Annotated in this window: 15 protein-coding genes and 1 tRNA gene; 15 read left to right on the top strand and 1 reads right to left on the bottom strand. The window is 50.5% G+C overall.

Annotation, left to right across the window (positions count from 1 at the left end):
* The first annotated feature begins 125 nt into the window (after positions 1–125).
* The 15 genes from ACQY6Y_RS06940 (at position 126) to ACQY6Y_RS07010 (ending at position 16,088) form a co-directional block, all read left to right on the top strand.
* Positions 126–2,099 carry a PTS fructose transporter subunit IIABC gene (locus ACQY6Y_RS06940; protein ID WP_428379585.1) on the top strand — a complete coding sequence of 658 codons (1,974 nt, stop codon included), beginning with the start codon at positions 126–128 and terminating at the stop codon, positions 2,097–2,099.
* Positions 2,100–2,233: 134 nt separating this feature from the next.
* On the top strand, positions 2,234–3,136 hold the full coding sequence (gene rapZ / locus ACQY6Y_RS06945; protein ID WP_428379586.1) for an RNase adapter RapZ: 903 nt from the start codon (positions 2,234–2,236) through the stop codon (positions 3,134–3,136).
* A gap of 15 nt (positions 3,137–3,151) precedes the next feature.
* Positions 3,152–4,192 (top strand): gluconeogenesis factor YvcK family protein, encoded by a 1,041-nt coding sequence (locus tag ACQY6Y_RS06950; RefSeq protein ID WP_428379587.1) that lies wholly within the window; start codon positions 3,152–3,154, stop codon positions 4,190–4,192.
* Positions 4,171–5,139: a DNA-binding protein WhiA gene (gene whiA, locus ACQY6Y_RS06955; RefSeq protein WP_428379588.1), complete on the top strand. Its 969-nt coding sequence runs from the start codon at positions 4,171–4,173 to the stop codon at positions 5,137–5,139. Before ACQY6Y_RS06950 ends, whiA begins: the two co-directional genes overlap by 22 nt.
* Before the next feature lie 168 nt (positions 5,140–5,307).
* Positions 5,308–6,330, top strand: a complete 1,023-nt coding sequence (gene gap, locus ACQY6Y_RS06960) for a type I glyceraldehyde-3-phosphate dehydrogenase (protein ID WP_428379590.1) — start codon at positions 5,308–5,310, stop codon at positions 6,328–6,330.
* 93 nt (positions 6,331–6,423) lie between these two features.
* The gene (locus ACQY6Y_RS06965; protein ID WP_428379591.1) at positions 6,424–7,614 is read left to right on the top strand and encodes a phosphoglycerate kinase; all 1,191 of its coding nucleotides are present in this window, start codon (positions 6,424–6,426) and stop codon (positions 7,612–7,614) included.
* Positions 7,607–8,371, top strand: coding sequence for a triose-phosphate isomerase (tpiA, locus tag ACQY6Y_RS06970; protein WP_428379592.1), 765 nt, complete (start codon positions 7,607–7,609; stop codon positions 8,369–8,371). Before ACQY6Y_RS06965 ends, tpiA begins: the two co-directional genes overlap by 8 nt.
* Positions 8,371–9,927, top strand: coding sequence for a 2,3-bisphosphoglycerate-independent phosphoglycerate mutase (gene gpmI, locus ACQY6Y_RS06975; RefSeq protein ID WP_428379593.1), 1,557 nt, complete (start codon positions 8,371–8,373; stop codon positions 9,925–9,927). The genes tpiA and gpmI overlap by 1 nt, the downstream gene beginning before the upstream one ends.
* A gap of 99 nt (positions 9,928–10,026) precedes the next feature.
* The gene (gene secG / locus ACQY6Y_RS06980) at positions 10,027–10,278 is read left to right on the top strand and encodes a preprotein translocase subunit SecG (RefSeq protein ID WP_428379594.1); all 252 of its coding nucleotides are present in this window, start codon (positions 10,027–10,029) and stop codon (positions 10,276–10,278) included.
* Between the two features lie 79 nt (positions 10,279–10,357).
* Positions 10,358–10,447 (top strand) — tRNA-Leu (locus ACQY6Y_RS06985).
* Positions 10,448–10,872: 425 nt separating this feature from the next.
* Positions 10,873–11,991: an IS1249 family transposase gene (locus ACQY6Y_RS06990; RefSeq protein ID WP_428378537.1), complete on the top strand. Its 1,119-nt coding sequence runs from the start codon at positions 10,873–10,875 to the stop codon at positions 11,989–11,991.
* 86 nt (positions 11,992–12,077) lie between these two features.
* Positions 12,078–13,412 carry an SHOCT domain-containing protein gene (locus ACQY6Y_RS06995; RefSeq protein ID WP_428379595.1) on the top strand — a complete coding sequence of 445 codons (1,335 nt, stop codon included), beginning with the start codon at positions 12,078–12,080 and terminating at the stop codon, positions 13,410–13,412.
* A 41-nt stretch (positions 13,413–13,453) separates the two neighbouring features.
* Positions 13,454–14,260, top strand: coding sequence for a zinc-ribbon domain-containing protein (locus ACQY6Y_RS07000; RefSeq protein ID WP_428379596.1), 807 nt, complete (start codon positions 13,454–13,456; stop codon positions 14,258–14,260).
* 14 nt (positions 14,261–14,274) lie between these two features.
* Entirely contained in the window at positions 14,275–14,964 is a 690-nt protein-coding gene (locus ACQY6Y_RS07005) for a hypothetical protein (RefSeq protein ID WP_428379597.1), read from the top strand.
* A 29-nt stretch (positions 14,965–14,993) separates the two neighbouring features.
* Complete coding sequence (locus tag ACQY6Y_RS07010; RefSeq protein WP_428379598.1) at positions 14,994–16,088, top strand: zinc-ribbon domain-containing protein; 1,095 nt, start codon at positions 14,994–14,996, stop codon at positions 16,086–16,088.
* A 108-nt stretch (positions 16,089–16,196) separates the two neighbouring features.
* On the opposite strand, the gene ACQY6Y_RS07015 is transcribed toward ACQY6Y_RS07010, so the two are convergent.
* Positions 16,197–17,153, bottom strand: coding sequence for a sensor histidine kinase (locus tag ACQY6Y_RS07015; RefSeq protein WP_428379599.1), 957 nt, complete (start codon positions 17,151–17,153; stop codon positions 16,197–16,199).
* Positions 17,154–17,156 lie beyond the last annotated feature (3 nt).

The raw sequence follows: 17,156 nt of genomic DNA on the forward strand, positions 1-17,156 counted from the left end.
AGCTCATCTGTAGACAATCTCGCGTTTGTTGTCCCCTGACATATGTCTGGGGAAGGGGACGCGTGTGTCGATAGATAGGAAATGAGAGGTGGCACGACCTCTCTTATGGAGAAAGGGAGTTGGAAATGAGGATTACCGACTTACTCAAACCTGAAGGTATCAAGATTGGGGGTGCCCCTGCTAACAAGGACGAAGCGATTGATGAACTCGTTGACCTTATGGCAAACGAAGGCAACGTTATTGATAAGGATGCATACGCCGCTGCTGTTCGCGAGCGTGAAGCACAGTTCTCTACAGGCTTGGGTGATGGCATAGCTATTCCTCATGCAAAGACCGATGCAGTTTCTGCTCCTGGGCTTGCAGCTATGGTGGTGCCAGGCGGCGTTGACTTTGATTCTGCTGACGGGGAGCCAGCAACACTGCTTTTCCTGATTGCAGCTCCAGCCGGTGGTGCCGATGTGCATCTTGAGGTATTGAGCCGTCTGTCTACACTTCTGCTTAACCCAGACTTTTGTGCAAGCTTGCGCGCTGCTCAAACGCCTGAGGAAGTCCGCGCTTTGGTGGATGCCGAAGAAGATCGTCATGTGGCAGAAGAACAAGCGAAGGCTGCTGGTGCAGCTGCGCGCGATGCTGCTGGCTATGACATCGTTGCTATTACGGCATGCCCCACAGGTATTGCTCACACCTACATGGCTGCTGAGTCTCTCGAGAAGAAGGCAGCCGAGATGGGCATCCGCATTAAGGTTGAGACCCAGGGCTCAGGCGGTGCCAAGAACATCCTTACTGCCGATGATATTGCTGGCGCTAAGGGCGTTATTATCGCTGCCGATAAGAACGTTGAGCTCGACCGTTTTGACGGCAAGCAGCTCTATAGCTGTTCAGTAACACGTGGCATCAATGAGCCCGAAGAGCTTATCAATATTATTCTCGAGAATCGCGCTCCGATCCATCAAGGATCGGGTGCTGCTGTAGCGAAGACCGAGAGTGCTGAAAGCGAAGGTATTGGTCGCCAGATTTATAAGCACCTGATGAATGGTGTTTCTCACATGTTGCCGTTCGTTATTGGCGGCGGCATTCTTACAGCCATTGCGTTTCTTGTTGACCAGCCCGGTCTGGGTACCGCTGCATATGGTTCCTCTATTCCGGCAGCTGCATTGTTTAAGACAATTGGTAATGAAGCCTTTGGTTTTATGTTGCCTATCTTGGCCGGCTACATTGCTATGTCTATTGCCGACAGGCCTGGTCTGGCACCTGGATTTGTAGGCGGTATTTTTGCAAAAGTTGGCTATGACTTTGCTTATCTGAGCACACTTGATTCCTCAGGTCTTGTTTCCGGCGGTTTTATTGCTGCATTGTTTGCTGGTTTTGCAGCGGGCTATATTACCTTGGGTATTGAGCGGGCATGCGATAAGTTACCCAGCTCTCTTGAGGGTATTAAACCTATGCTCATTTATCCTATCTTGGGTATTTTGGGTATTGGTGTTGTTATGCTGGCGCTCAACCCGATCTTTGCGCTTATCAACACCGCACTCAACAGCTTCCTGAAGGGCCTTGGTACCAGCAATATTGTTCTGCTGGGCCTTGTTCTGGGCGGAATGATGTCAGTTGATATGGGCGGCCCATTCAACAAGGCAGCATATGTCTTTGGCACCGCTGCTCTTGACCCTGCCAGCGGTCTTGGCACGACGGGTCAGATGATCATGGCTTCTGTTATGGTTGGCGGCATGGTTCCTCCTCTGATCATCGCTCTTTCAACGACCTTCTTTAAGAATCGTTGGAGCAAGACTGATCGCAGTGCGGGCATTGTGAATTACATCATGGGTCTGTCGTTTATCACCGAGGGCGCAATTCCATTTGCTGCAGCCGATCCTGGTCACGTGCTTCCATCTTGCATTATCGGATCTGCCATTGCCGGTGCCCTCTCTGCATTATTTGGATGCACTTCGCCCGCACCCCACGGTGGCGCCTGGGTAACACCAATTATTGGCAATGGTCTCATGTGGCTGCTCGCGGCAGCAGTTGGCTCGATCGTCGGTGCGCTTATTCTTTCTCTTTGGAAGCGTCCACTTCCACCTGAGGAAACTGGTCTTTCTAAGTAAACAGGTTTACAGAGCATGATAGCGGGGAAAATCTGTTTCCCGTCAGATGCAAGGGGACATCTTTAGGGATGTCCCTTTTCCGTTTGCGTGAACTTTATCGTATGCTTGCTAAAGAATCTTGAGAGGGGGCAATTGTGTCTACATCTGAAGTAGCGTCTGTCTCTGTACCCGATGTGGTTGTTATTACTGGTATGAGTGGCGCGGGCCGCACTGAGGCAATGCATGTTTTTGAAGATCTTGGCTACTACGTTATAGATAACCTGCCACCAAGATTGATAGCAACTTTAGCCGATCTTGTAGGCATTAACTCTGGCGTAGGGCGACACCTTGCCATAGTGTGCGATCTCCGCAGTCAAGGCCTTTTTGACGAGCTGCTTGACGTGCTCGATGAGCTTCGTTCTCACGAGATTTCGTACAGTTTGCTTTTCTTGGATGCTTCAGATGAAGTGTTGCTTCGCCGTTTTAGCGAGCGTCGTCGTCGCCATCCTATTGCCCTTGAAGGGGAGGCGCTCGAAAGTGCTATAGCGCGCGAACGTGCTCAGCTTTCTTCGGTGCGCGATCATGCAGACGTTGTGCTGGATACTTCACACCTCGCTACTTCAGAACTCAGAGCAACGCTTCATGCCCATTATTCTGAGCTTTCTGATCAGCGGCTGATGGAGGTGCGTGTTTTTTCCTTTGGATTCAAGTATGGTATGCCTGCCGAAGCCGATGTTCTTATCGACGTGCGATTTCTTCCTAACCCATACTACGATCCAGAAATGCGCCCTCTTACGGGTCTCGACAAGAAGGTCTCGGATTATGTATTAAGCAGACCTGAAACTAAGCATTTCCTTACCGCTTGGGAAGATTTGCTCGCTACCGTGATGCCGGGATATGTTGCAGAGGGGAAGTCTCGCCTTTCTATAGCGGTTGGGTGTACAGGAGGACAACATCGATCGGTAGCACTTGCCTGTGCAACTGCTGAATTTCTGACAAAAGAAGGCTATGAAGTAACGCTTACTCATCGCGATCTTGCACGAGCTGGGCGGTCATAGCTTATGGGAAAGCATATGCGAAAACGTGTCGTCTCATTAGGAGGTGGAACGGGTCAGCCACAGGTCATCCAAGCGTTGAGAATGCTCAATTACGCCATATCAGCCGTTGTTGCTATGGCGGATGATGGGGGATCTACTGGTGTGCTCAGGCGTGAAATGGGCATTGTTCCACCGGGCGATATCCGCAACTGTTTGGTGGCACTTGCCGCGGATCCCACGGCTCCGCTTGCCCGCTCGTTTCAACGTCGCTTATCAGGTCATGCATTAGGAAATCTTATACTTGCGGTTCTCAATGAAGAAGCTGGTTCGTTTTCTGAAGCAGTTGCCATTTGTGAGCGCATGTTGGGGTGTGTAGGTTCCGTATTCCCTTCGACGGAAGAGTTTATTGAGCTACGCGGTATTACACGTGACGGAAGGACCATCGCAGGCGAAGATATGATTGGCCATGGTCCTTGCACCCTTTCGCGTGTGTGGCTTGAACCATCAGCACCGCAGGCATTCCCACGTGCTGTGGAAGCAATCCTTCAAGCCGATCTGGTTGTTATGGGACCAGGCTCACTCTTTACCTCAATTCTTCCCAATGTATTAGTGCCTGGGATAGCCGGGGCTATTAAAGCTACCCATGCTACGCGTGTGTTTGTGTGTCCGAAGGCTGACACTCAATATGAAACATGGGGTCTTGCCGCCGATGAATATGTAGAGGCACTCTTTGATCATGGACTCGACGGCTGTGTTGATGCCGTTCTTGTACATCGTGAACCTCCCGAGGGTGGGGTGGTTACGCGTGCGTTTTGTGCACTTACAGCACAGGACTTAGCTGCTGGAGCGGCTCGTCGAGCATTTGAGGCAGCTAGAAGGTCTCCGCACTCCGAAGATGTACTCAAACATATTCATGCGGTACGTGCCCATGATGATGTGCTGGAGCATTTGCGCTCAATGGTACCTGTAGTGGTAACGCGTGATTTTTCTTTGGAAGGAGCACCTACAGCTCACGACCCTGTAAAACTTGCCCAAGCCATACAGGGGGTGAGTGAATGTCGTTCACAGCTGAGGTAAAAGACGAGCTCTCTCGTGTTGAGGGTACTTGTCCCGATTGCAATATTGCGCAGCTTTCAGCTCTTGTGCGAATTTGTGGGACGCTGTCATACCGAGGGCCTGGTCACTATTCTATTCGGATTGCTACTGAGACAGGTGCGGTGGCACGTACCATTATTAAACTGGCTCATAAAGCACTTGACTTGGACACCACACTTACGGTTCGTCGTTCTGTGTTACATAAAACGCGCAATTACCTCATTGAGATTCCCGATCAACCTAAGTTGCCCGTATCGCTTGTGCGTCTCGGCATTTTGGATACAAGCTTGCGACTCATGACTGGAGTGAGTGAAAAAATCATTGCCAAACCGTGCTGTCGCGCCGCGTATTTACGAGGGGCCTTTATGGCAGGTGGTTTTGTTGCCGATCCTCGAGGAGATTTTCACCTTGAAGTAGCCGTTACTGGCGAGAGTTTTGCTCAACAGCTGCTTGCAATTGCCGACTCTGAGGGAGTGTCTGCCAAGCTTAATCATCGTCGTGGTGCGTATGCGATGTATATCAAAAATTTCGGAGCTATTGTTCTTCTTTTACGAGCGATGGGCGCCAAACGTTCGGCGGCAGCAGTTGCTAATGTTCGTCGCATGAAATCAGTAAAAAATGACGTAAATAGGCGTGTTAATGCAGAGATAGCAAATCAAGCACGGTCAACTGGAGCTGCGGCAGACCAGCTTGCACTTATAGATAAAGCAGAGAAGCGCATTGGACTGGAGAAATTACCTCCGGCAGTCCGGGAATTCTGTGAGTTGAGGCGTGCCTATCCCGAGTTGTCATTGCGCGATCTCGGTCGCCAACATGATCCAGCTCTTTCTAAATCGGCGCTCTATCACCGTTTGCTCCGTTTGCAAGAACTTCTGAAGCAAATTGAGGAGTCTGATGTACAAGAAGATGCCGATCTGACAACAGAATGACTACATATTTATAGACAAAATCGTAAAAATGATAAGCTGTTTTAGTTTGGATTTTTGTTCACGTGTCAGAGACACGTCGAATAGCGGTACTATACGAATAGTGTTTCGTAGGCGGTGGTCTGTGCGCGGCGCAAAGGAGCGCCGGCGGGCCCCACGAAAGGAGAAAGCATGGCAGTAAAGGTTGCTATTAACGGCTTTGGTCGCATTGGCCGTCTGGCTTTCAGGCAGATGTTTGGTCACGAGGGTTCTGAGATTGTTGCTATTAACGACCTCACCTCTCCCGATATGCTCGCCTACCTCCTGAAGTACGACTCCACCCAGGGCAACTACGCTCGCGACCACGTGGTTACCTCTGATGAGGATTCCATCATTGTAGACGGCAAGAAGATCACCATCTACAAGGAGGCAGACGCTAAGAACCTTCCTTGGGGCGAGCTTGGCGTAGACGTCGTACTTGAGTGCACCGGTTTCTATACCTCCAAGGCTAAGGCCCAGGCTCACATCGATGCCGGCGCTAAGAAGGTTGTCATTTCTGCTCCTGCAGGCAATGACCTTCCCACCATTGTTTACAACGTCAACCATGAGACCCTGACTGCAGAGGACAACATCATCTCCGCTGCTTCCTGCACCACCAACTGCTTGGCTCCTATGGCCAAGGGCCTCAACGATCTTGCTCCCATCGTTTCCGGCATTATGACCACCATTCACGCCTTCACCGGCGATCAGATGCCGCTCGATGGCCCGCAGCGCAAGGGCAACAAGCGTCGTAGCCGCGCTTGCTCTGAGAACATCGTTCCTAACTCCACCGGTGCTGCTAAGGCAATCGGCCTGGTTCTTCCTGAGCTTAACGGCAAGCTCATCGGTGCTGCTCAGCGCGTCCCGACGCCCACCGGCTCCCTCACCAACCTCTATGCTGTCGTTGACAAGACCGTCACTGTTGACGAGGTCAACGCTGCTATGAAGGCTTATGCAGAGACCATTCCTGAGACCTATGCCTACAACGAGGACGACATCGTTTCTCGCGACATCGTTGGTGAGACTCACGGTTCCATCTTCGATGCCACCCAGACCATGGTTCAGGATCTCGGCAACGGCCAGAGCCTCGTTCAGGTTACCGCTTGGTACGACAACGAGAACTCTTACACCTCCCAGATGGTCCGCACCATCAAGTACTTCGAGAAGTTCATCTAATAGAACGCTCTCTTGTAGCTTGGGGGCGCGGTCGCAGCTCACAGGGCCGCGGCTGCGCCCTTTTTTAGTTAATCGTATTGCGAAGGAGAAATAATGGCCTTCACCAAGAAGACTGTCCGCGATGCGGATGTTGATGGCAAGCGCGTGCTTATGCGCGTTGACTTTAATGTGCCTCTGAAGGACGGCGTCGTTACTGACGATACGCGTGTTAAGGCTGCCATCCCCACCATTCAGTACCTCAAGGAGCACAACGCCAAGATCATTCTTATGAGCCATCTTGGTCGTCCTAAGGGCGATGGCCCCGAGCCCGAGCTTTCCCTTAAGCCCGCAGCCGATAAGCTCGCTGAGCTTACTGGTTATGAAGTCAAGTTCGTAGACGATACCTATGGCGAGAAGGCAAAGGCTGCTGTTGACGCTCTCGAGCCGGGCGATATTCTCGTTCTCGAGAATGTTCGTTTTGATAAGCGCGAGAAGAAGAATGATCCTGAGATTGCAAAGACCCTTGCTTCCTATGGTGACATCTTCGTACTCGATGCCTTTGGCACTGCTCACCGTGCCCAGGGCTCTGTCGTAGGCCCAGCTGCTTATCTTCCTGCCTATGCAGGCTTCCTGCTGGAGAAAGAGGTCGATACTCTGACCTCCATCTTCGCTGAGCCTGAGCGTCCATTCGTTGCTATCGTTGGCGGCTCCAAGGTTTCCTCCAAGATTGGTGTTCTCGATCACCTTATCGATTCTGCCGATACTCTCATCATCGGCGGTGGCATGGCTTACACCTTCTTCCTTGCCAAGGGTTATACCGTTGGTACCTCCCTCAAGGAAGAGGACTGGGTTGAGCGTGCTGGTGAGATGCTCAAGAAGGCTGAGGAGAAGGGCGTTAAGATCCTGCTCCCGGTTGACAACGTCGTGGCCGATCACTTTGGCGAGGATGCTGTAGGCGAGGTTGTTGATTCCGACAAGATCCCTGATGATCGCATGGGCATGGATATTGGTCCTAAGACTCGTGAGCTTTACGCTGATGCCATCAAGGGCGCTAAGACCGTCTTTTGGAATGGCCCGATGGGCGTATTTGAGATTGAGCAGTTTGCTGCAGGTACCGAGGCTGTTGCTCGTGCCGTTGCAGAATCTGATTGCACTTCGATTATCGGCGGTGGTGACTCCGTCGCAGCTATTAACAAGTTCAACCTTGCTGATAAGATGAGCTGGATCTCCACCGGTGGTGGCGCTTCTATGGAGCTCGTTGAAGGCAAGGCTCTTCCTGGAGTGGAGGCGCTTCTCGATGCGTAACCGTATGATTGCTGGCAACTGGAAGATGAATAAGACCTACACCGAGGGTGTTCAGCTTGCTCAGGACCTCGCTGAGGCTCTGAGTGATGGCACCGGCAATGTCGATGTAGTGGTCTGCCCTCCGACAGTTGATCTCAAGGGTGTGTCGACTGTTATCGATCAACAGTCTGCTCCTTTTGCTCTTGGTGCTCAGAATGTTTACTGGGAGGAGTCTGGTGCTTACACCGGCGAGACTGCCCCGAACATGCTCGAGGCTGTTGGCGCAACGTATTGCATCATTGGCCACTCTGAGCGTCGCGATTATTTCCACGAGACCGATGAAGATGTGAACAAGAAGGCTAAGACCCTTATGGCTCACAACATCGTTCCTATCTCTTGCTGCGGTGAGCCGCTTGAGATTCGTGAAGCTGGTACTCACGTTGCTTATGTCGTCGATCAGATCAAGAAAGACACCGAGGGTCTTGAGATTTCTGATCCCGCAAAGTATGTCGTAGCCTATGAGCCCATCTGGGCAATTGGTACCGGCAAGACCGCTACTGCTGACGATGCTCAGGAAGTTTGCGGTGCCATTCGCGCTACGCTCGCCGAGATCTTTGGTCAGGAGACAGCTGACGGCATCCGTATTCTTTACGGCGGTTCTGCTAAGCCTGAGAACGTTGCAGGCTTCCTCGAGAAGGAAGATGTTGATGGTGCGCTCGTAGGCGGCGCTTCCCTTAAGGCCGATTCGTTCTCCGCGATGGTTAAGGCGGCTATGTAATGAGTGATGTTCGTACTCCAGCCCTGCTGGTGATTATGGATGGCTGCGGTCTTGCTCCTTCGGGCGAGGACAATGCTGTCTCCAAGGCTCATAAGCCTTTCCTCGATAAGCTTTGGGCTGAGTGCCCACATACAACGCTCGGTGCATCCGGCGAGGATGTTGGCTTGCCTGATGGCCAGATGGGCAACTCTGAGGTTGGACACCTCAATATCGGTGGTGGTCGCATTGTCTTCCAGGAGCTGAGTCGTATCAACAACGCCATTGCAGATGGCTCTATTCAGACCAATCCGGTCCTCGTCGCCGCAATGGATGATGTTGCTGCCTCTGGTAAGACATTGCATCTGTTTGGCCTTACCTCTCCTGGCGGTGTCCATTCCATGCAGTCTCACGGTGAGGCGCTTGCCCGCATGGCTGCTGAGCATGGTGTCAAGCACATTCGTTGGCACGCCTTTATGGATGGACGCGATGTTGACCCGCAGTCTGGCGCTGGCTATGTAGAGCAGCTTGTGGATTATCTTGCAAAGCTCTCTGAAGAAACCGGTGTCGATGCTCGTGTTGCTACTGTTTCTGGTCGTTATTGGGCTATGGACCGTGATAACCGTTGGGAGCGTATTGAGCGCGCCTATGACGTTATTACTCAGCCTTCTGACGCTGAAGCTGACCCTGTTGCCGGTATTCGTGCTTACTACGAGCGTGATCCGCGCGGTGACGAGTTTATCGAGCCGTTCGCATGCCACAATGAGGGTGTAGCCGATGGCGATGCGGTTATCTTCTTTAACTTCCGTCCTGACCGTGCTCGTCAGATGACGCGCGCCTTTACCGAAGACGGTTTCGATGGCTTTGAGAAGAAGGTAGCTCCGAAGCTGAGTCACTTCGTTACCATGACGGAATATGATGACTCCTTCACCAACGTTGAGGTTGCCTTCCCTAAGACGTTCCCCGAGAATGTTCTGGCCGATGTTCTGGCTGATGAGGGCCTCCGTCAGCTCCATACCGCGGAGACTGAGAAGTATGCTCATGTCACGTTCTTCCTGAATGGTGGCGTTGAGGAGCCGAAGAAGAATGAGGAGCGCGTGCTTGTTCCTTCGCCCAAGGTTGCCACCTATGATCTTAAGCCCGAGATGAGCGAGCCTGAAGTTACTGAAGGCCTGGTCAAGGCTATCAACGAGGATCGTGCTGACTTCTACGTTGTTAACTATGCTAACTGCGACATGGTCGGTCATACCGGCGTCTTTGACGCTGCTGTGAAGGCCGTAGAAGCTGTTGATGATGGTCTTTCTAAGGTCATCCCTGCCATTCTTGCAAAGGGTGGCTTTGCTCTTATCACAGCTGACCATGGCAACGCCGATCACATGTTTGATGTGGTTGATGGTGAGAAGAAGCCATTTACTGCCCATACTACTAATCGGGTTCCATTGATTTTTGTCGATGAGAAGCCGGTAGAGCTTGCTGGTATTGAGGATGGGCGCCTCTCTGACATTGCTCCTACGATTCTTGCCATGATGGGCATTGATCGTCCTGAGGAAATGACAGGAAGAGTGCTTGTGAAGGAATAACTCCTTCAAAACTGTGGTAAGCTTCTAATTTGTCGTGTGAGGCATAAGGGGTCGGTATCGCACACGCGGTGCCGACCCTTTCGCAAAGGAGATTTACCTGTGAATCCGCTCAATATCATTTTGCTTATTATTTGGGCCCTGTCAGCCATTGTGCTTATTGCTCTTGTTCTTATGCACTCTGGAAAGGGGACAGGCGTTTCAGATATGATCGCATCTTCTCTGTATAACGCTTCTACCGGCTCAAGTGTTCTCGAGCGCAATCTTGATAGGCTTACAATTATTGCTGCAATCGTATTCTCTATTACGATTTTGGTGTTTATGTTCACGTTCCCCCAGGGCACTATTGTTTAAAAATTTTTCCAAGCGATACAAAAAAGTTCTTGCAATGGATGACATCGCTTGGTATATTATTCCCCGTTGACAAACGAATGTCGGAGTGGCGGAATTGGCAGACGCGCTAGCTTGAGGTGCTAGTGACTAACTAACGGTCGTGCGGGTTCAAGTCCCGCCTCCGACACCATTGAATTCATCAGCCCCTTTTGGGGCTGTTTTCTTATCTTGTCATTTTCCTACTTTTCGCTCATACCATTACACTCTTGGGTAAACCTATTTCTTATCGGGTGCTACTGGAGGTTTGTGGTGGGAGAGAATAGTTTTGTTCAGATTGATTGTGTAGGTAAACAGAGTTTGCCTGGCCTTCTCATACGTCTCCTCGAACTATCTTCCGATGGAATAGTTGTTACCAATGGTGCGCAGCGCAGGCTTATAGGACAAAAAGTGTGCTGTCGAAACGGTCGTCTACGCAGGTGGGCGGCCGTTTCCCATACCCTTAAATCTTGCTCACCCCTTTTAGCACTCGGACAGAAAGTGTGCTGTCCGAATCGGTGCCGTCGCAGGTAGGAGCCGGAAAATCGAGCTGTTAAATCTCTCGGACGGGAGGGCTCGATGAAAAGGGTGAAGTGCCCGTGCTGTGGAGCGGCGATGCGCAGGAACGGAAGGACCACGGCGGGCGCGCAGAGATGGCGCTGCGAGTCCTGCGGGGCATCGAGGACCGTCTCGTACGACGACAGTGCCGCCTGGCTCGAAGAGTTTCTGGCGTGGCTGCTCTCAAAGGCGAGGCAGGCAGACATGCCCGGTCAGGGGCGCACGTTCAGGAGGAAGACCTCCGGATTCTGGCGGGTGTGGCCCATGCCCGAGCCGACCGGTGAGGTCCACAGGGTGCTCTTCCTCGACGGCATCTGGCTCGACCGGAACCTCGTCGTGCTGATAGCCTACGACGGGGAGCATGTGGTTTCGTGGTACATGGCCGAGTCGGAAACCTCAAGGGCCTGGGAGGCGCTCATGGCGCCCATCCCGGCTCCGGACGTGGTGGTGTGCGATGGAGGAACAGGGTTCGCTTCGGCGGTCCGCCGGACATGGCCGCGCACGAGAGTCCAGAGGTGCCTGTTCCATGCGTTCTCGCAGGTGAGGAGGTACACGACGACGAGGCCAAGGCTCCAGGCCGGCAGAGAGCTCTACGCGCTTTCCATCGAGCTCATGCATCTGGACACCCTTCGGCAGGCCGATTGGTGGGTCGAGCGCTATCTTCAGTGGTGCGGGTTCTGGGCCGACTTCCTCGAGGATGTCTCCTTCATCGACGGGAGACGCGTATTCACACACGAGAGGCTCAGAAAGGCCCGCTCATCACTCTCGAGACTCGTCTCCCAAGGAACGCTCTTTACCTACCTTGATCCGACCCTGACCGCAGAGGGTCCACTGCCGCGTACCAACAACCCGATCGAGGGCGGCGTCAACTCACAACTCAGGGATGTCCTGCGCAACCACCGCGGGCTGTCACTCATGCGTCGGGTCAAGGCGGTCTTCTGGTGGTGCTACATGCACACCGAGAGCCCAAGACCGGCAAGAGAGCTTATCCGCTCCATGCCAACTGACGACGATATCGACTTCCTCTATAGGACCTACTCGCTATCACCCAAGAGAGAGGATGGGGGTCCAGAATGGGGTGATCGAGCCGTGTGGGAGGAGCTGCACCACAAGGACCCGTACCCGTTCTGGCTAGACTGACAGCACACTTTTTGTCCTATAAGCCCGTTTTTACGCAATGTATAGGATGAAATCATCAAAGAAAGAGTTGTGGCGAGGAGTGCGCTATGGCAAAAAGATGCTCAATATGCGGTAAGAAGATAGGCTTAATGAACCCTTACGCCCAATTCCGTGATGCATTGGTGTGCGAGTCATGTGCAAAAAAATACGGAGCACCTCTACCAAGCGATATTTGGTGGGCTCTCGTGGATACTGCATCAATCGCTAAGGTTACTGATTTAAGAGCAGATATTGAGGCAATCATTGCAAAGCATAGGTACTCTGAGCGCCTCGAAGCGTGGAGTGAAATCAGCAATAAGATAGGTTTATGGCTCATCAAGAACCCTGATGATGGGTGCTTGCTTGTATGGAAAAACGAGTTTGTAACAACATATGAAGCCCATCCGGGCGACGCACAAAACGGTATGTACTTCGACGATACGCATGGACGTCTGTACTGGGGAAGTGCATCGCCGAAGGATGTAAGTGTTCGTTCAATGAGATACTATTTTTGTCCCTACGGCGCAATTACTGGGTTTGAAATACTTGAAAATAATGAGCAGATAGCTCAAGGCGGTATTGGTCGAGCAGTTGTTGGTGGCCTGCTTTTTGGTGGAGCTGGTGCGATTGTTGGCGGTATAACCGGCAGAAAACAGCAAACACTACTCACTTCAATGAAAATCAAAATTGAGAGAGACGATCCATCCGATCCAGTAAAATTCCTTCCGCTCTATAGCAATGGCAAAGGCTTGGAAGGCGGCGCCGCCGAAAGCGTGCGTGAAGCTGCTCATTCCATTGCTACAAAACTTCAGCAGATAGTTACAGCAAATGAACGAGGTGTAACTTATCAAAGACGTAGAAATGTGATTGTAGAGATTGCTAACGGTGCTGAGCCGCTTGATCTTGTTGGAATTAAGCATCCTGATTTCCCTCCATATGTTCCAGCAGGGTCTTCAAAGAGTGCATTGCCCGAACCTACGAATGAGGCTCCAGCAGAACAGACAACGCCTGTTGCTGCAAAGGTTGAAGATCAAGATGATTCTGCTGCAGATACAACCGCTGAGCATCCTGGATTGTTCTGTCCTGTTTGTGGCTCACCCAACCCACAGAACGCTCACTTCTGCACCAACTGTGGCAATCCGCTTCCTGCCTTGCTCCCTTCTGACGTCACTCCGGTGAACGCGACTCAATCCGGAGTGACGTCATCCGAACAAGAGACCGACGAGGAACAAGCGGCATTACCTACCGATACCGTGCAAGATGAGAGCCCGGAGAAAGAAACTGTCTCTGAGGAACAGCTTTCTGATATTGATAGAATTCGTCGATATAAAGAACTGTTTGATGAAGGAATTCTCACTGAAGAAGAATTTTCTGCTAAGAAGCGCCAAATATTAGGGATCTAAGAGACTAATCAGTTGCCGCAGATGCTGCGAAAGGGGTTGCTATGTTCTGTAAGAAATGTGGGTCAGAGCTTCGACCAGGAGCGAAGTTCTGCGGTATATGTGGTGCACCAGCTCAAGCGCAAGAAGCCAATGCAGGTCAAGACATCAATGAGGATGTTGAGCAATCACAGGGAAACTTACAAACTCAGGCAGGTCAAGCGCGGCATCGAAGCCGCCGCCGCATGCCTATGGCACTTATCGTAGTCATCGTTATCCTGGCACTGGCCACCCTTGCTTCTGCTGCCTACCTTATCTACACGCAGGTATTCAACCCTAACCCACCTGCACAGGAGCAAGTTGTGGAAGATGTTTCGGATGATGAAGAGGATGCTGAGGCCGAAACAGAGGATGCTACAGAGGAACAATCTGAGGAAGCGCCCGCCGAGACAGAAGAAGCACCTGCTGAGGAGGCAGCTCCGGAAGAGGAAGCCGCTCCGGCAGAGCCCGTGTCTACCCATGATTATGAGAATGAATACTTCTCTATTGATGCACCGGATAACATTGCTTTTACAGGGTCTTCATCTGGAGGAGCCTACACGTGGTGGATATCTGGTCCTGTGGATGATGGCAATGGCAATTTGGTATGGCAAGGCGGTATGACGCAAGAGGTTACTGAGTATTACTCCAACGGCGGCGGCTTTACGATAACCATTGGCCCGAATGTTACGAGCGATCCTTATATGGACTATGGCACTACTTCTGGCGGCCTTCATGTACAAGTGAGCACAGCTGGCGGAAGTTCAATTTACAACAATTACTATGGGGAGCCGTCCAACCCTGAGCAGCTTCTCCACCTCACGGTCAAATAGCAAGGAGAAGCAGCATGATTAAGTTGGCAAGAAAAAAGACTCACGATCAGCAGCTGTCTGAAGGAATGCCTGCTGTTTCAAAAACTTCAGAGAGCCAAGACATGAAAGATGAAGGCACGCAACATGAGACAAAAAGCCTTCTACCTTACATTCTTAGTGGTATAGCGGTGGGTGTTTGTCTTCTCATCATCGGAACTGCAGGACTTGTGGCATACGATCGTGCCACCAATCCAATTTGGCACCCAGAAGAAGAGAGTGCTACTACTGATTCCGCTGATCAGGACGCTGCTACGGATGAAGATGCTTCCTCTGAGGAAGGCGAGGCCTCTACAGATGCAGCTACCACAGATGATGCTGCAGCAGAAGCTGTAAATGCCGAAGAAGCAACATCAGCTGAGCAAACAACCCAACATGCTTATGAATGTGACTACTACTACGTAGACGTTTCCGATGCCTGGAAAGATTCCTTTGAAGTCGAAGAACAGGGTGGAGAAGGGAACTGTACTTTCTCTATTAGTCTTGATGGTGGTTTATTGCCAATGACGACGGTTGCTATCGACCAATCTGATGCTCGTTTATCAGGTCATCAGGAGGATGTAGGAACTACTTCCGATGGACATACCGTTACTCTAGCTCATGCTGCAACTCCGTTTATCACTGGTAAGATTACACCGGAAGGCGGCGCAACTATCACCCTGAAATAATAGGGGCCCCGATGAAGAGAGGAGAAGCCATGTTCTGCCCAAAATGTGGTAAAGAAATACCAGATCAATCGACATTTTGCTCTCACTGTGGGGCAAGCGTATCAACAAATAATTCATCAAAAGGTTCCGGCTCGTCTGCAAATAACTCACAGAAACCTAAGAAAAAGACAGCTCCAATAGTTGCTATTGTTGCGGCGGTGGCTGTGCTCGCCATTCTTGCTTTTGTAGTTGTTCCAAATGTATTTGGACAGGGAAACCCTCAGACTTCTTCTAAAGAAAAGACTGAGCAGAAAGCTGATAACGATAAAAAGGCTGATAACAAAAAAGCCGATAGCAAAGATGAGGATTCTGAAGCATCTGATAAGAATTCGGACGGTACAACCAAGAAGCGTTATGAAGACTTCACCGTAAGCGACGTAAAAGTTGTTACTGAGGGAGTTAAAACGCCAGAGATTACGTTTACGGTAACTAACAATACTGATCAAATCGCTCAAAATGTTAGTGTAAGTGCAGAGGCTACGTATAGTTTCCTTGATAACTATGGAGACGAAGATACTGCTGAGACAGGCTTAGATGTTATCAGCACAGAAAATGGCAACTCATCGCTTCCCTACGTCTTTCCCGGTGAGAATGAATTCACGCTTGTTCCTTCGGACAGAGATAATATTGTTGCTACGCATTCCAGCGACTATACCAAGGAAACACAGAAATACACGTTGAAAGACGTGAGTGATGTTACTGTCAATGTTGATGGCGGATCATTCATTGATGCAAATCAATATGCAGTCTTGTCACCTGATGAATATGATGTTGATCTCAAGATGTCAGCCGGATCGGGCTATTCTCCAGAACTTACGGTAACCATTACAAATAACACCGACTACAAGTGGCGTAGTGTATCAGTTTACGTTGTCGCAATTGGCAAAGACGGTGAGCTTGCACAGGTTCCAAACGGTTCTTCAAATTCCGACGCATTTCATTGTGGACCACTTTCGGAGCAGTATTTCAATCCCGGTGAGAGCAAAGAGATGAGTGATGGATATTCTAGTACGCTCGATGTTGATCATTTCGAAGTTCAACGGGTGATTGTCCAAAAAGAAATGGGCAAGTCTTCAGATGACTAATAGGGTGCTGATCAGCAATCTCTTTTGAAATTGAGAGATGTAGCTCACTGAATTTACTGATAAGAGATCGAACAAAGAGAGGCGTCAGAATCTTCTGGCGTCTCTCTTTCATTTTGGGGTTGACGGAACTTCGAGAGGTACGACAACACGGGCAGTAAAAAGGCCATGCTTGCCTTCGGCTGAAAACTTGCCATCATGTTGAGAAGCAATCCTATCTACAATTGCTAAACCCCAGCCATGTTTATCGAGCCCGCGTGCTCGTTTGTATACTGTCCTCATTGTGGTGTCGTAAGGGTTTTGAACTTCAATAAAAAGGCAATCCGCTTGGTATGAAATAGTTGCAACGATTTCTCTGGTGTATTTGTTGCCACTCATTTTTTGAGTAGCGGTTATTGCATTGTCAAGCAGGTTGCCAACGATAGCAACAAGCTCAATATCTGATAGCCCATCTGATGAATTACCGCACTTACATGAAGGGATGGGTTGGGAAATACTCAATCTCAAGGGAATATGCAACTTCTGACAAACTGTTTGTTTGGCTGTGAGTAATGCATTGAGAGCTTGGCTTTCGCATAGGGAGCCTTTTGGTGGCGCTACTGCCTTGTCTACATTCGCCATGAGTGTGCGTGCAGAATCAAGATCTTTTTTCTCAATCGCATGATGTATTTCATCCAAGAAGTTATCTATGTTGTTTTGCATGATCGTTGCAACATTGGTTTGGTTGCGAATTTCAGCAAAATAGTTTTGCTGAGATGTGTAGAACTCGGAAAGTTTCTGAGCGCGAAAGCGTTGAATCTCGATGTCAGTAAGTTGATGCAAGAGGTGAGGGGTTATAAACGCTCCTACGATGCTACAGATTGAAGTGACAACAAGTAGCGTGGGAGTAAAGGCAAAGTGCTCTACGAGCAACCAAGAAAAAAGAGTAATGACAGCAAGACATACGACATAGCCCAAACATAGTAACCTCATCTTTCTGGGAGTGTTCTTAAGTGCTCTCCCTATAAAGAGAAGTGATGCAAGGAGTGTAATAAGGGTTACACAAGCATCTATGGACCATAAACTCACAGC

Source organism: Olsenella sp. Marseille-QA0557 (assembly GCF_965119725.1).
GTDB lineage: Bacteria > Actinomycetota > Coriobacteriia > Coriobacteriales > Atopobiaceae > Coprovicinus > Coprovicinus avistercoris.